Annotated in this window: 13 protein-coding genes; 7 read left to right on the top strand and 6 right to left on the bottom strand. The window is 38.7% G+C overall.

Annotation, left to right across the window (positions count from 1 at the left end):
• From mnmE to rpmH, 5 genes are all read right to left on the bottom strand, one after another.
• The gene (gene mnmE / locus J9318_RS01420; protein WP_210560739.1) at nt 1-1,380 is read right to left on the bottom strand and encodes a tRNA uridine-5-carboxymethylaminomethyl(34) synthesis GTPase MnmE; all 1,380 of its coding nucleotides are present in this window, start codon (nt 1,378-1,380) and stop codon (nt 1-3) included.
• A gap of 81 nt (nt 1,381-1,461) precedes the next feature.
• Nucleotides 1,462-3,120: a membrane protein insertase YidC gene (yidC, locus tag J9318_RS01415; RefSeq protein ID WP_210560738.1), complete on the bottom strand. Its 1,659-nt coding sequence runs from the start codon at nt 3,118-3,120 to the stop codon at nt 1,462-1,464.
• A gap of 5 nt (nt 3,121-3,125) precedes the next feature.
• Nucleotides 3,126-3,392 carry a membrane protein insertion efficiency factor YidD gene (yidD, locus tag J9318_RS01410; protein ID WP_210560737.1) on the bottom strand — a complete coding sequence of 89 codons (267 nt, stop codon included), beginning with the start codon at nt 3,390-3,392 and terminating at the stop codon, nt 3,126-3,128.
• Complete coding sequence (rnpA, locus tag J9318_RS01405; protein WP_210560736.1) at nt 3,347-3,715, bottom strand: ribonuclease P protein component; 369 nt, start codon at nt 3,713-3,715, stop codon at nt 3,347-3,349. Before rnpA ends, yidD begins: the two co-directional genes overlap by 46 nt.
• Before the next feature lie 3 nt (nt 3,716-3,718).
• The gene (gene rpmH, locus J9318_RS01400) at nt 3,719-3,853 is read right to left on the bottom strand and encodes a 50S ribosomal protein L34 (RefSeq protein WP_155696850.1); all 135 of its coding nucleotides are present in this window, start codon (nt 3,851-3,853) and stop codon (nt 3,719-3,721) included.
• A 416-nt stretch (nt 3,854-4,269) separates the two neighbouring features.
• Between rpmH and dnaA the strand changes: the two genes are divergently transcribed.
• The 7 genes from dnaA (at nt 4,270) to J9318_RS01365 (ending at nt 14,061) form a co-directional block, all read left to right on the top strand.
• Complete coding sequence (gene dnaA, locus J9318_RS01395) at nt 4,270-5,676, top strand: chromosomal replication initiator protein DnaA (protein ID WP_210560735.1); 1,407 nt, start codon at nt 4,270-4,272, stop codon at nt 5,674-5,676.
• A gap of 14 nt (nt 5,677-5,690) precedes the next feature.
• On the top strand, nt 5,691-6,794 hold the full coding sequence (dnaN, locus tag J9318_RS01390; protein WP_210560734.1) for a DNA polymerase III subunit beta: 1,104 nt from the start codon (nt 5,691-5,693) through the stop codon (nt 6,792-6,794).
• Nucleotides 6,795-6,807: 13 nt separating this feature from the next.
• Nucleotides 6,808-7,935 carry a DNA replication/repair protein RecF gene (recF, locus tag J9318_RS01385; RefSeq protein ID WP_210560733.1) on the top strand — a complete coding sequence of 376 codons (1,128 nt, stop codon included), beginning with the start codon at nt 6,808-6,810 and terminating at the stop codon, nt 7,933-7,935.
• The gene (gyrB, locus tag J9318_RS01380) at nt 7,926-10,370 is read left to right on the top strand and encodes a DNA topoisomerase (ATP-hydrolyzing) subunit B (RefSeq protein WP_210560732.1); all 2,445 of its coding nucleotides are present in this window, start codon (nt 7,926-7,928) and stop codon (nt 10,368-10,370) included. The genes recF and gyrB overlap by 10 nt, the downstream gene beginning before the upstream one ends.
• Before the next feature lie 102 nt (nt 10,371-10,472).
• Nucleotides 10,473-11,384 carry a glycine--tRNA ligase subunit alpha gene (gene glyQ, locus J9318_RS01375; protein WP_210560731.1) on the top strand — a complete coding sequence of 304 codons (912 nt, stop codon included), beginning with the start codon at nt 10,473-10,475 and terminating at the stop codon, nt 11,382-11,384.
• A gap of 12 nt (nt 11,385-11,396) precedes the next feature.
• A complete protein-coding gene (glyS, locus tag J9318_RS01370; protein WP_210560730.1) occupies nt 11,397-13,457 on the top strand; it encodes a glycine--tRNA ligase subunit beta in 2,061 nt (686 codons plus the stop codon).
• Between the two features lie 166 nt (nt 13,458-13,623).
• On the top strand, nt 13,624-14,061 hold the full coding sequence (locus J9318_RS01365) for a hypothetical protein (protein ID WP_210560729.1): 438 nt from the start codon (nt 13,624-13,626) through the stop codon (nt 14,059-14,061).
• A gap of 85 nt (nt 14,062-14,146) precedes the next feature.
• On the opposite strand, the gene J9318_RS01360 is transcribed toward J9318_RS01365, so the two are convergent.
• Nucleotides 14,147-15,220: a GGDEF domain-containing protein gene (locus tag J9318_RS01360; RefSeq protein WP_210560728.1), complete on the bottom strand. Its 1,074-nt coding sequence runs from the start codon at nt 15,218-15,220 to the stop codon at nt 14,147-14,149.
• Between the last annotated feature and the right edge of the window lie 25 nt (nt 15,221-15,245).

The raw sequence follows: 15,245 nt of genomic DNA, 5'->3' as shown, positions 1-15,245 counted from the left end.
CTATTTACCTATGCAGAACGAACTAAATATTCTGCCTAATAAATCATCTGAGCTAAATTCACCGGTAATTTCATTGAGGTGTTGTTGAGCGATTCTTAATTCTTCTGCCAAAATTTCACCGGCAATAAATGAATGAAGTTGTTCTTTTCCTTGAAGTAAGTGTGAGTAGGCTTTGTTTAATGCGTCAAGGTGTCTTCTACGAGCCATAAAGGTACCTTCCGTACTTCCTTGAAAACCCATTGCCGCTTTTAAATGTTGTTTCAGTTCTTCAATACCAAGCTGTTGCTGAGCTGAAATAGAAATGACCGGAATATCGTTAATCTCTGTTACTTGAGAAGTGCTTTCACCAATTAGGTCAATTTTATTTCGGATGATACTAAGAGGCATATTTTCTGGAAGCTTATCCATAAACTCAGGCCAAATATCATTTGGATCTATATTCTCTCCACTTGTTGCATCAACCATTAACAATACTTTGTCGGCATCATTAATTTCTTGCCATGCTCGCTCAATACCAATTTGTTCAACGGTATCAGGGCTTTCTCTAAGGCCTGCTGTATCGATAATATGTAACGGCATACCATCGATGTGGATATGTTCTTTTAATACGTCTCTGGTGGTTCCTGCGATGTCAGTGACAATCGCACTGTCTTTACCTGATAGCGCATTAAGTAATGAAGACTTACCTGCATTAGGCCTGCCTGCAATAACGACTTTCATTCCTTCACGAATAATTGCCCCTTGCTGGGCCTGATGTTTTACCGAGTCTAAATAGTCGATTATGCCATCAAGATCATTCGCTACTTTTCCGTCAGATAAAAAGTCGATTTCTTCATCTGGAAAATCAATGGCTGCTTCTACATAAATCCGCAGTTGAATCATTTTTTCAACAAGGCTGTTTATTTTGTTAGAAAACTCGCCTTGCAGAGATTGAAGCGCTGATTTAGCCGCTTGTACAGAGTTGCTTTCAATTAAGTCGGCAATGGCTTCAGCTTGAGTTAAGTCAATTTTGTCATTTAAGAACGCACGTTCACTAAACTCACCCGCTCTAGCTAACCTTAATCCATCTATCTTTGTGATTTCTTGTAAAATGAGATCAATAACAATTGGACCGCCGTGGCCTTGGAACTCAACAACGTCTTCACCAGTAAAGGAGTTTGGTCCTTTAAAAAATAACACGATGCCTTGATCAAGCGTTGTGCCGTCTGAAGACTTGAAAGACATATACTCAGCTTGACGAGGCTCAGGACAACGACCAACAATATGAGCTGCAATGTCTTTTGCTTTTGGTCCAGATACGCGAATAATACCTACACCTCCTTTTCCAGGTGCGGTTGCTTGAGCTGCAATTGTGTCATTGTTTTCAAATGGGCTGGTCATATCTGGTCTCTGTTGCGTTTAAATTGAAAAAGGCGACCCTCAGGCCGCCTTTAATTGTACTTTATTTTTCAGGTTAAGGGGTTAGCCTTTTTTGGCAGCCGCTTTTTTATCTATATTTTTGTATATAACTAACATCTGAATAATAGAAATTAAGTTAGAAACAAACCAGTATAAAACTAGACCTGATGGGAACCACAAAAAGAATACCGAGAATAATACTGGCATCCAGGTCATCATTTTTTGTTGCATCGGATCAGCTGATGGCGTTGGAGATAACTTCTGCATTAAGAACATTGATGCACCAAATAGAATTGGCAATACAAAGTACGGGTCTTTTGCTGATAAGTCTGTGATCCACAAGCCAAACGGCGCATGACGGAGTTCAACACTTTCTAGGAATACCCAATACAATGCCAACAGGATTGGCATTTGTAGTAACAGAGGTAAACAACCACCCATCGGATTCACTTTTTCTTTACGATAAAGTTCCATGGTTGCTTGACCAAACTTCTGACGGTCATCACCAAAACGTTGTTTTAGTTGTTCCATTTTTGGTTGTAAAGCTCGCATTTTAGCCATCGACTCGTATTGCTTTTTCGTCAGTGGATAAAGGATCATTTTCACGACAATAGTGATGATAATAATTGCGATACCCCAGTTACCAACTACGCCATATATAAACGCTAAACCAGAGAAAAGAATTTGACTAATAAACCATAAAAAACCGTAATCAACTGTTAAATCAAGAGTGTCGTGAATTTGACTTAATTCTTCTTGGTTCTTTGGACCTGCAAACAACGTTGAGTTTGTTTCTATTGTTTGACCTGGTTGAATACTAATAGCAGGTGACTTAACGCCAATGATTGCAGCGCCACCATTATTAATTACGCGAGAGTAAATATTGTTTTGATCCGTTTGTGCTGGAACCCAAGCACTAACAAAGTAATGTTGGATCATACCAACCCAACCGCCAAGCGTATTTTTGTTTAAGCGCTCATCGGCCATGTCGTCAAAGTCGTATTTGTCGTAGGCTTCGTCCGCAGTTGAGTAAACACCACCACGATAAGTCGGCATCATCATGCTACCTTCGTGTTCAACGATATCTTGTTTTAGCTGATAAAAAGGTTGAACCTGAGCAACTGTTGAATTGTTATTTGTTACTTTAAACGAGACATCTACCGAGTGTTTTGCACGTTTAAAAGTAAATGTTTTAACAACAGACAAACCGTCTTTAGATGTAAATGTTAACGGCACTACCAAGCTATTGTCTTGTAATAGCCACTCTTGTTGAGTTGCACTATAAACTGGACGGCCATCTGTTGAAGCATCTGGACCTTGAGCGCCAACTAAACCTGACATTGCAACATAAGCAGGGGTTTGTTGTAGTAGTACAAACTTTTCTTCAGACAAATGTGTACGGTCATATTCGAGTAACACGGCTGAAACAACGTCACCACCTCGAGGGTCGATTAAAACCTCTAGAGCATCAGTCGTAACTTTTATCAGCTGTGTAGAAGCTACTTTTGCAACTTCGGTTACTGGTGCCGTGTCTGACTCAGGTAAATCAGCAGAAGTGTTATTTACACTAGCTTTAGGCATACCATTATCAGTTATGACTTGTGTATTCTCAGGCGATGTTTGCTGAGGTACTGGCGTGTTGTAATCGACTTGCCATTGTTGGAATAGCAAAAAGCTAACCAAGGCTAAACCAATAACTAAGAACGAACGTTGCGATTCCATAGCGCTTACTTCTCTTTATTTTCTGTGTTAATTGATGTTGAGTTTGGTACTGGATCAAATCCACCATCACTAAAAGGGTGGCATTTTAGAATACGTTTGGCACTTAACCAAGAACCTTTTGCAGATCCATGCTTATCTAATGCTTCAATAGTGTATTCTGAACAACTAGGATAAAAACGGCATTTAGCCGGGAACCAAGGACTAATAAGGACTTGGTAGCCACGGACTATTTTTTTAAGGATTGTTCGCAACGGAGCGCGATTTTTTTCCATAATTTATTCAGCTGTTTATTTAGTTTCTCGTTGTCAACTTTGCCGATACCATCTCGAGCAATGACTACTATATCAATATTTGGCAATGCGTGTTGATTTAAACGAAAACTTTCTCGTGCTATACGCTTAATACGATTTCGACCAACGGCAGTTTTTTCTTTCTTTTTGGCAACAACAAGTCCAACACGAGGGTGTGTTAAATCGTTATATTTAGCAAGAAGTGTAAAGTGGTCTGAAACAGCTTTGACCGGGCGGTCAAATATGCGGGAAAAGTGCGAGGGAGTTACTAAACGTAACTCCCTTGTAAAAGTGAAGTTATCCACTTTTTACTTAGAAAGAACTTTACGTCCCTTCGCACGACGACGAGCTAGAACAGCACGGCCGTTTTTAGTTGCCATACGAGCACGGAAACCGTGTGTACGTTTACGTTTTAGTACGCTAGGTTGAAATGTACGTTTCATATTAAATCCATCCGATCGGTTATTACTACAAATTATCCCGCAGGTCGCGACCCCTGCAGGGCCCCAAAAAAGGACGCCGAATAATATAGATTGATCCTCTTTTAGTCAATGAAAATGATCTATTAATTTTTAAGTTCATATTTTATTCACAATACGAGGTGCAAATAAGAAAAAAATGTGGATAACATTGTTTTAAATGAAACGTAAAAGTCGTCTAATTCATCCGTCTTTTTGCTTTAAAACGTGATTATTAGGGACGCAATTACACCACCAACACAGTGATTAATATTTAGTTAAATTTAATACTGTTTTAATGCTCATTGTTGGTTGAGTTTGTGGATAAAATTAAGGCATAATAGCCGGTGCGCTTTTACAAAGTGTATTAATTATAACCGGACATCATAATAGGATATTCAGTGTATCAGTCTCTTTGGCAAAATTGCCTACAGGTTTTAGAACAAGAGTTGTCTCAACAACAATTCAATATGTGGATTAGGCCTCTGCAACTCCACAGTTCAGAACAGTTAATTACCCTGTACGCACCTAATCGTTTTGTATTAGATTGGGTAAGAGATAAATATATGAATCGTATTAATGAACTTCTTGTTCAATATAGTGACGGTTCTCCAGCGCCTAGTTTGAACTTCGATGTTGGCTCAAAAGTTAATACACAACCACAAACTATTTCACACGCAGCTGCGACAAGTAACGTTAATAGAACTCAGCAGCAGAGTGTACCTTCGTCGTCTAGTCCGTCTCCAACTTCTGTTCAGCAAGAGGCTGCAAGACCTAAGGCTGTATTTCGCTCAAATATTAATGACTCTTATACATTCGATAGCTTTGTTGAAGGTAACAGTAACCAGTTAGCTAGAGCGGCCGCAATGCAAGTAGCTGATAATCCAGGTGGCGCATACAATCCATTATTCCTATACGGCGGAACAGGTTTAGGTAAAACTCACTTATTGCACGCCGTTGGCAATGGGATCATCCAGAATAAGAAAGACGCTAAAGTTGTATATATGCATTCAGAGCGTTTTGTTCAGGATATGGTTAAAGCACTGCAAAATAATGCGATTGAAGAGTTCAAGCGTTACTATCGCGGGTTAGACGCACTACTGATAGATGATATTCAATTCTTTGCTAAAAAAGATCGTAGCCAAGAAGAGTTTTTCCATACCTTCAATGCATTGTTGGAAGGAAACAAGCAGATAATTTTAACGTCGGATCGGTACCCTAAAGAGATAGATGGTGTTGAAGATCGACTTAAAAGTCGTTTTGGATGGGGATTAAACGTGCCAATTGAACCGCCTGAATTAGAAACTCGAGTGGCAATTCTGATGAAAAAAGCACATCAGAGCAAAGTTAAGTTACCTGAAGAGGTCGCGTTTTTCATTGCCAAAAGGTTGCGTTCAAATGTACGAGAGCTTGAAGGCGCATTGAACCGAGTAATAGCTAATGCTAATTTTACCGGTCGACCAATTACTATTGATTTTGTTAAAGAAGCGTTGCGGGATTTACTTGCCCTTCAAGATAAATTGGTAACAATAGATAACATTCAAAAAACCGTTGCTGAATACTTCAAAATACGAGTGGCGGATATTTTGTCAAAACGCCGCAGTCGCTCTGTAGCAAGACCAAGACAAATTGCTATGTCTTTGGCAAAAGAATTAACAAATCATAGCTTACCTGAAATTGGCGACGCCTTTGGTGGGCGAGATCATACGACCGTGCTTCACGCTTGTCGTAAAATAAAAGAATTAAAAGAAGAAAGTCACGAGATAAAAGAAGACGTGCAAAACTTAATGCGAATTTTGTCGTCATAGTGGGGAATGGATAAATGCATTTTATTATAAGTAAAGATTCATTGTTAAAACCTTTAACTATGGTTTCTGGTGCTATTGAGCGTAAGCATACGCTTCCTATTCTTTCTAATGTGCTAATTGAAGCGTCGTTAGATTCCGTAAAATTTACTGGTACGGATATGGAAGTAGAATTGGTGGCGTCAACGACAGCAGATAACGTTATTCAAGCGGGTGCTATTACAATACCAGCTAAGAAGTTATTTGATATTTGCCGATCACTTCCAGGTGATGCGGAAATTGAATTAAAAGTAGATGGCCATTCGGCGGTCGTTAAATCAGGTAAGAGTAGGTTCAGCTTATCAACTCTTCCAGCAAGTGATTACCCAAATTTAGAAGAGTGGCAATCGGACGACCAGATAGAAATATCAAGACATACGCTAAGAGCTCTAATTGAGCGTATCAACTTTTCTATGGCAAACCAAGATGTTCGTTATTATCTAAATGGTATGTCTTTTGAGCTAGAGTCTGATGTTATTCGAACCGTTGCTACAGATGGTCATCGTCTGGCATTAGCCCAGCAGCCAATAGCCGTTGGGGTAAAAGAGCAGAAACAAGTGATTGTCCCTCGTAAAGCTGTTTTAGAGATTTTACGCTTAGTTGAAGACAATGATGAGCTATTACAAATTCACCTTGGTAATAATCATATAAGAATCATTGATAAGCAATTTGTTTTCACTAGTAAGCTTGTTGACGGTCGTTTTCCTGATTATCGTCGTGTATTACCTCAAGGTGGCGATAAGACTATCGTTGCAGATAAGAATATGCTTAAAGATGTCTTTCAACGAGTTTCTATTTTGTCTAACGAAAAGTTCAAAGGTGTGCGTTTAAACCTAAGTCACGGTGAATTATTGGTTAGCGCAAATAATCCTGAACAAGAACAAGCAGAGGAAACTGCGTTAGTAGATTACGCAGGCGGCGATTTAGAAATAGGCTTTAACGTTTCTTATATTATTGACGTATTAAACAACATTAATACTGATACGGTTAAAATTATGCTGGCTGACGCAAATAGTAGTGCGTTAATTGAAGGTTTTGACGACGCTTCAAGTTTGTATGTCGTTATGCCAATGAAGCTTTAGGCTCGTTATTTTAATGCTTGTAAAAAAAGTAAATGTTGTTGGGTTTAGAAACTTAAAAAACATATCAATTGATACAAGCGCTAGCGTTAACTGTTTTTACGGTAAGAATGGAAGCGGTAAAACGAGTTTACTTGAGGCTCTTTATTTTTTAAGTAGAGCAAGGTCTTTTAGAAGTAATAAACGAAATCATTTAATCAATGTCGATGAAAGTTATTTAGCAGTTGCTGCTCTATTAGAACAAAATGGTGAACACCGTTTAGGTCTTGATCTAGACGAAAAAGGAAATAGTCGATTAAAGCTTGATGGCGAGATTCTTAATAGGTTGTCAGAAGGCACGTCATTATTTCCAGTTCAACTAATAACACCAGAAAGTTTTGACGTGTTTTTTAGTAGTCCCAAAGCTCGCCGAGGTTTTTTAGATTTTGGGTTGTTCCACGTGGAACATGAATATCAAAAGTGTTGGTCAGACTATCAAAAGCAGCAGAAGCAAATAAACGCGTTATTAAAAACGGGTAACGCGGACCAGAGAGAACTTGTGTTTTGGTATAAAGGTTTGGTTAATAGCGCAGCGAAAGTAGAAGACTATCGAAACCAATTTATAGTAAGCCTACTGCAGCCAATGCTTAATGAATTGACTAGTTCGTTACAAAATCAAGAAACAGTAGAATTACTGAAAGCTATAGAAATTAAATATAAATCGAAAATTTTTGATGCAACAGATGACTTAGATAATGCGATAAGAACGCAAATATTTAAGGATCAGAAATATAGACAAGTAGGTTTCGGCCCAAGCAAGGCCGATATACTCTTTACCCAAAACGGTGAAGATATTACAAATATGCTATCTCGTGGCCAAAGTAAAATGTTGTTTTACTTACTGGAAGTCGGGATGGTTAGGTTGGTAAAAAACATAAGTAACAAAAATATGTTACTTTTGATTGATGACTTGCCTTCGGAAGTAGATGAGTTTACGCGTGAAACAATGCTTGAGATGTTGTTAAATTCTGAAGCTCAAGTATTTGTAACAGGGATAGAAAGTAAAATAGCAATGGAATTTAAAAAATATACTAATTCTGTGAATGTGTTCCACGTGGAACATGGAGCAATTAAACCAGAGAATATGGAGCAGTTATGTCCGTAGAAAATGAATATGGTTCGTCTAGTATTAAAGTCTTAAAAGGCCTTGATGCAGTTCGAAAACGTCCTGGAATGTACATCGGTGATACTGATGATGGTTCTGGCCTACACCACATGGTGTTTGAAATACTAGATAACTCTATTGATGAAGCCTTAGCCGGCCACTGTAGCGATATAGTTGTAAAAATTCACTTGGATGGATCTGTTTCTGTTCGAGATAACGGTCGTGGAATCCCGACAGAAATTCACCCTGAAGAAGGTGTATCAGCTGCGGAAGTGATCATGACCGTTCTTCACGCCGGTGGTAAATTCGGTGGAGAAGACTCTGGATATAAAGTATCTGGTGGCCTTCATGGTGTTGGTGTTTCAGTTGTAAACGCATTAAGTGACAAGCTTGTTTTGACCGTTCGTCGTGATGGCAAAGTACATGAACAAGAATATCATTTAGGTGAGCCTGTAGAGCCTCTAGCAGTAGTTGGTGAAGCAACCGAAACTGGTACTGAAGTTCGTTTTTGGCCTAGTGCATCAATATTTTCAGATGTGACTTTCCACTTTGATATATTGGTTAAACGTATACGAGAGCTTTCTTTCTTAAACTCTGGCGTTTCAATTCGTATTATGGATGAGCGTGACGAAGATAAGAAAGAACACTTCTTCTTTGAAGGCGGTATCAAAGCCTTTGTAGAATATTTAAATCAGAATAAAAACTCTGTTAATGAAGAGATCTTCTACTTCTCATTAGAAAAAGATGACGGCATCGTTGTTGAAGTTGCGATGCAATGGAATGACTCTTATAAAGAGCACATTTTATGTTTTACAAATAATATTCCTCAGCGAGATGGTGGAACTCATTTAAGTGGATTCCGCGGCGCATTAACTCGTACGCTGAACAACTACATGACATCTGAAGGTCTGAACAAAGGCAAAGGAAAAAGCTCTGTAGATGTTTCTGCTAGTGGTGATGACGCAAGAGAAGGTTTAACGGCTGTAATTTCTGTAAAAGTACCAGATCCTAAATTTTCTTCTCAAACAAAAGATAAATTAGTCTCTTCAGAAGTTAAATCGGCAGTCGAACAAGCAATGGGTGAAAAGTTAGGTGAATACCTAATTGAGAACCCGGCGGTTGCTAAAAACATCATTATGAAAATAGTGGATGCGGCGAGAGCGCGAGAAGCTGCAAGAAAAGCCCGTGAGATGACACGCCGAAAAGGTGCATTAGACATAGCAGGCTTGCCTGGTAAGCTTGCCGATTGCCAAGAAAAAGACCCGTCAAAATCTGAACTATATATAGTGGAGGGTGACTCGGCCGGTGGTTCTGCGAAACAAGGTCGCAATCGTAAAAACCAAGCAATATTGCCTCTAAAAGGTAAAATTCTTAACGTTGAAAAAGCGCGTTTTGATAAAATGATTTCTTCTCAGGAAGTTGGAACACTTATAACAGCTCTCGGTTGTGGTATAGGTCGAGACGAATATAATCCTGAAAAATTGCGTTACCACAATATCATTATCATGACCGATGCCGACGTCGATGGATCGCATATACGAACTCTTTTACTTACATTTTTCTATCGTCAAATGCCTGAGCTTGTAGAGCGTGGTTATATTTATATTGCGCAACCACCGTTATATAAAGTTAAAAAAGGTAAGCAAGAGCGCTATATTAAAGATGATGAAGTATTGACTGAATACTTAACAACACTTGCACTTGAGGGAGCTACGCTTCATGTAAATCAAGATGCGCCGGCAATAAACGGTGTTGAATTAGAAAAGTTAATCAAACAGTATCACAAAGCTGAAAACGGTATTTCTAGGCTTAAGAAAAAAATTAATATAGAAATATTACGTAACCTAATGTTCTTCCGTCCGTTGACGGATGACCAGTTGAAGGACGAAGCAAACATTACTGACTGGCTAGAGTCATTTGTTAAATATCTTAACGATAAAGAAACAGAGTCAGTAATCTATAATGCTGTTATCAACCGCGATGAAGAGCGTAATATTTGGGTTCCAACAATCCGTGTTCGTCAGCATGGTGTAGACCGAGACTATACACTTACAAAAGACTTTATTAACTCTACAGAGTTTAAAGAAATAAGTTCTGTTGGCGAAATCAATATTGATTTATTGGAAGACGGCGCTTACGTAAGCCGTGGTGAAAAACGTTTCCCTGTAGACGATTTCGGAATGGCCGTAGACTGGCTAATGAAAGAATCGAAGCGTGGCTTATACATTCAGCGCTATAAAGGTCTGGGAGAAATGAATCCAGAGCAACTTTGGGAAACAACAATGGATCCAGAATCACGTCGTATGCTGCAAGTTACAATTGAAGATGCAATTGGTTGTGACCAGCTGTTTACAACACTGATGGGCGATCATGTTGAACCTAGACGAGCGTTTATTGATCAGAACGCTCTTAAAGTTGCTAACTTAGACGTGTAACTTTTACATTAATTTAAGAAGCCTAGTCGTTCTAAACTGCTAGGCTTTATTTATTTAAGAGTTTGAACTTTTACGACAAAGTAAAATTGGTAAAGATAAATCATGAGCAAATATAATATCGATACATTCCAAGGTCTAATATTGGCGTTACAAGAATATTGGGCCAGACAAGGCTGTGTAATAATCCAGCCTTTGGATTTACCTGTTGGGGCCGGAACGTTCCATCCTATGACGTTTTTACGCTCGTTGGGGCCTGAGCCAATAAGTTCGGCTTATGTTCAACCGTGTCGTAGACCGACAGATGGTCGATATGGCGAAAACCCTAATCGTTTGCAACATTATTACCAGTTTCAAGTAATGTTAAAACCATCGCCAGCCAATATCCAAGAGCTGTACCTTGGCTCTTTAGAAGAGCTAGGTATCGATACTCTAGTCCATGATATTCGTTTCGTAGAAGACAACTGGGAGTCACCAACACTCGGTGCTTGGGGGCTTGGCTGGGAAGTTTGGCTAAATGGAATGGAAGTAACACAGTTTACCTACTTCCAACAAGTTGGTGGACTTGAATGCAAACCAGTTACTGGCGAAATAACATATGGTTTAGAGCGTTTAGCTATGTACTTACAAGGCGTAGATAGCATCTATGACTTAGTTTGGACTGACGGCCCTATGGGCAAAGTAACTTATGGCGATGTTTTCCACCAAAATGAAGTTGAACAATCAACCTACAACTTCGAATATGCGGACGTAGATACACTTTTTAAAGAGTTTGATGATGCCGAAAAAGCAAGTCAGCTACTAATTGAAAAAAGTTTACCTTTACCGGCGTATGAGCAAGTAATGAAAGCGTCACACGCATTCAACATGTTAGACGCTCGCCATGCGATATCCGTAACTGAACGTCAGCGCTATATCTTACGAGTTCGAGCTTTATCAAAAGCCGTTGCACAAGCATATTATGATGCTCGTGAGGCATTAGGTTTCCCAATGTGTAGCGATCAAGTTTCAAAATAGTAGGGCATTAATATGAAAGATAATTTTTTAATAGAACTAGGTACGGAAGAACTACCACCAAAAGCCCTCAAGAAACTAGCGGTAAGCTTTAAAGATGGCTTTGAAGCACAGCTTAAGCAAGCAGAGTTAAGCTTTGACAATATAGAATGGCTAGCAGCCCCAAGAAGATTAGCTATCCGAGTAACAAATTTAGAATTTAATCAAGCTGACAAATCAGTAGAAAAACGTGGTCCAGCGACATCCGCAGCGTTTGATGCAGACGGTAATGCTACAAAAGCTGCCCTCGGCTGGGCAAGGGGTTGTGGAATCGATATCTCTGAAGCGACTAGGTTATCGACTGACAAAGGCGAATGGTTACTTCACAAAGCTGTGGTACCAGGAAAAACGCTAAACGATTTACTAGAAGGATTTGTTAAAGCAGCGTTAAAACAGCTGCCGATCCCTAAACCAATGCGTTGGGGTTCAAGTGATTCAGAATTCATACGTCCAGTGCATACACTAATTACTATGTTCGGTAACAAAGTAATTCCAATTGAGGTACTTGGTCTTACATCTTCAAATCAATCGCAAGGTCATAGATTTCATCATCGTGGCAAAGTCACCATTACTAATGCTGATAGTTATGTAGAAGAGCTAAAGCAAGCTTATGTAATGGTTGATTTTAATGAGCGTCAAACCGCAATTAAAACTCAAATCGCACAAATATGTGAGGTTAATAATGCTGTTGTTAAAGACGACGTCGATTTGTTAGATGAAGTTACATCATTAGTTGAATGGCCAGTTGCATTAGTTGGAACATTTGAAAACAAGTTTTTAGAAGTACCACAAGAAGCCTTAATTTATACAATGAAGGACGACCAAAAGTACTTTCCTATGTTAGACGAAAACGGAAGTTTGTTACCGAAGTTTTTATTTATAAGTAACATTGAGAGTAAGCAACCAAGTGCTGTTATCGAAGGAAATGAAAAAGTAATTCGTCCTCGATTGGCAGATGCTGAATTCTTTTACAATACTGACAAGAAAAAGACCCTTGAATCTAGACTTAGCAGCTTAGAGAGTGTTTTGTTTCAAAAGCAACTTGGAACATTAAAAGAAAAGTCAGAACGTATTTCGGAACTGGCGGGTTATATCGCAACGCAAATTAATGCTAATACCGATCATGCTAAGAGAGCGGGTTTGTTAGCAAAAACTGATCTAATGACAGAAGTTGTTATGGAGTTTACCGACATACAAGGTGTGATGGGTAAATACTACGCACTAAATGACGGTGAAAGCCCAGTAGTTGCGGACGCGTTATACCAGCAGTATTTACCACGTTTCGCTGGTGATGAATTACCGACATCACTAGAAGCATGTGCGGTTGCCTTAGCAGACAAATTTGACACGTTAGTGGGTATTTTTGGAATCGGCCAATTTCCTAAGGGTGATAAGGATCCATTCGCATTGCGTCGCGCAGCGATTGGTATTATTCGTATCATGATAGAGAAAGAACTCGTTCTAGATTTTAAAGATCTTGCTACATTCTCATCAACGTTATTTGGCAATAAGTTAACAAATACCAATGTTATAAATGATGTGTTTGATTTCATGTTAGGCCGTTTCGAGGCGCACTATCGTGATCACGGTGTAACCGTTGAAGTTATAAGAGCTGTTGAAGTTAAAAAGCCTACCTCTGCATTAGACTTTGATAAACGCCTAAAAGCGGTAGTCGAGTTTTCTAAATTGCCTGAAGCAAAAGCGTTAGCTGCAGCAAACAAACGTGTAAATAACATATTGAATAAAAACGCAAAGACGAGTTTTGATGCAATAAATGAAACATTACTTTCTGAAGATGCAGAAAAACAACTCGTAAGTAAAATAACAGCTATCGCCCCAGGTGTTGAAGCTGATTTTACTAACGGCGATTATAGCAAAGGATTAACGGCGTTAGCCGCATTACAAACAGAAATTGATTCGTTTTTTGAAAATGTAATGGTTAATGATGAAAACGAAGCTATTAAAAACAACCGTTATGCGATTCTGGGGCGTTTACAGTCTTTGTTTATGCACACGGCTGATATTTCAGTTTTATAGCCTTACATTTGATATGAAAGCCCAGTTTAAACACTGGGCTTTTTTTTACTTGGGTATTTGGCCTCAATATTGCTTCGTATTATGACAGCTAATAATTGCCTAATATTAAATGGATTAGTAAAAACATGGCAAACACCAAAATAGTCATTATCAAACGAGAAATAAAATGAAAAACACATTCATAATTATTGTCACTATGCTGCTATCAAGTTGTGCAAATCATGCACAAAAGGACTCAACTGGAATTTATTTGCGTTCTGAATTTTCTTGGTGGGAAGCACAGGCAAAGTATGAGTTTAAAACGTTTGAGGATGGAAAAGCCAAAGTTGTGGCAGAGATTCAAAATGACGGTAAACCCTATAATATTAAAATTGCTGATAAGGCTTGGTCTGTTGGCCGGAACTGTGGTGTTTCCGAAGGAACGAATAAAGAGATAAAGTTAAATGAAACACGGTTATTAACTTGCACGTCGAAAAAAAATAACGATCGCTTAATGCCACTTACAAACGCTTTTACATTATTTCCAAAAAAGAAGGGCAGTTACACATTTACCCTTGATCTTGTACAAGGGCAAATCGTCAGTATCACCATCACAGAAAATTAGACACGATTAAGCTGGAAATTACTTTACTAACTTAGTTATTAATCGACTATTAATTAATGAGCTATAAACTTATTTAATGATAACGTTAGAATGCAACAACTCTATTTCGGCCTTGTTCTTTAGCTTTATACAGCCTGTCGTCTGCAGACTTTATAGCGGTACTAAAGTCATCGCTACTTGTGATTTCTGAAACGCCAAAACTACTTCGGATAGTTAATGGCTTACCATCTTCTAAAATGAGAGGTGTCTCCTGCAATGAGACCCTAATTTTTTCGGCTATCTTTGTTGCCTTATCGATACCCATTTGAGGTATACAAATTAAAAACTCTTCACCGCCAACACGGCACAGAACGTCAGTATTCCGCAATGCTTTTTTAATTACATTAACAGCATGTACGATGGCTTTATCGCCAACATCGTGTCCATAAGTATCATTTATTACTTTAAAATGATCTATATCCGTCATTATTAATGAAGCTGGCAACAGTAGGCCTGCGTTGGTCTTTAAATATGGAAAGTACGACGCTTCTAAAAAACGTCGATTCGGAATATCTGTAAGTGCGTCAGTATTTGCATCTTGTTTGTGCTTGATGGAAACCGTCTCAATTTTTGAATGGCTTTGATAACGATAATATTCGTTAATAAAAGAAAATATAATGATGACTAATGCAGAAAGTAAAAAGCGACTCTTCTCAGCGTCACCATAGCTGGCTATTACGATACCGTCTGTATATAACATATAAAAACTCATCACAACAAAAGCGCCGGAGAAGTACGAACCCCATTTGGGACCCATAATAGAGTAGACAATAAGGGGGTAATACATTACCCAATATAAAGCGGTGTTCTCGGTTCCACCTGAGTAAATTAAACAAGCATTAAATATCAATACGCCAGTGCAAAGTACAATTCTGCCGAGTTGTTTAAAGGACGTTAAGTAAAACAAAAACGCACTTATTAAAACCAGAATCAGTGTTCCGGCAAGAGACGACGACAGGAAAGGCGAGTATTTATCGTAATTAGCAATAAGTAGTCCAGATAAAACTACAATAGCCAATGAAATCATTGCCAATAACGAAGTGTTCTGGCGAACTTGTTCCACGTTCTGCACATTATCTGTGTTTATATAGCGATGCCACTTTTCATGCTTTTTTTGCATTACGAGAAATCCTTTAAAATGCCTT

The organism is Psychrosphaera aestuarii (assembly GCF_017948405.1).
Classification (GTDB): domain Bacteria; phylum Pseudomonadota; class Gammaproteobacteria; order Enterobacterales; family Alteromonadaceae; genus Psychrosphaera; species Psychrosphaera aestuarii.
This window is presented reverse-complemented; position numbering and strand designations above follow the sequence as displayed.

Coding starts and splice junctions, on each gene's coding strand:
- J9318_RS01365 (WP_210560729.1), top strand. CDS start 13,624: ATGAAAAACACATTCATAATTATTGTCACTATGCTGCTATCAAGTTGT.
- glyS (WP_210560730.1), top strand. CDS start 11,397: ATGAAAGATAATTTTTTAATAGAACTAGGTACGGAAGAACTACCACCA.
- J9318_RS01360 (WP_210560728.1), bottom strand. CDS start 15,220: ATGCAAAAAAAGCATGAAAAGTGGCATCGCTATATAAACACAGATAAT.
- mnmE (WP_210560739.1), bottom strand. CDS start 1,380: ATGACCAGCCCATTTGAAAACAATGACACAATTGCAGCTCAAGCAACC.
- recF (WP_210560733.1), top strand. CDS start 6,808: ATGCTTGTAAAAAAAGTAAATGTTGTTGGGTTTAGAAACTTAAAAAAC.
- rpmH (WP_155696850.1), bottom strand. CDS start 3,853: ATGAAACGTACATTTCAACCTAGCGTACTAAAACGTAAACGTACACAC.
- glyQ (WP_210560731.1), top strand. CDS start 10,473: ATGAGCAAATATAATATCGATACATTCCAAGGTCTAATATTGGCGTTA.
- yidC (WP_210560738.1), bottom strand. CDS start 3,120: ATGGAATCGCAACGTTCGTTCTTAGTTATTGGTTTAGCCTTGGTTAGC.
- dnaN (WP_210560734.1), top strand. CDS start 5,691: ATGCATTTTATTATAAGTAAAGATTCATTGTTAAAACCTTTAACTATG.
- yidD (WP_210560737.1), bottom strand. CDS start 3,392: ATGGAAAAAAATCGCGCTCCGTTGCGAACAATCCTTAAAAAAATAGTC.
- gyrB (WP_210560732.1), top strand. CDS start 7,926: ATGTCCGTAGAAAATGAATATGGTTCGTCTAGTATTAAAGTCTTAAAA.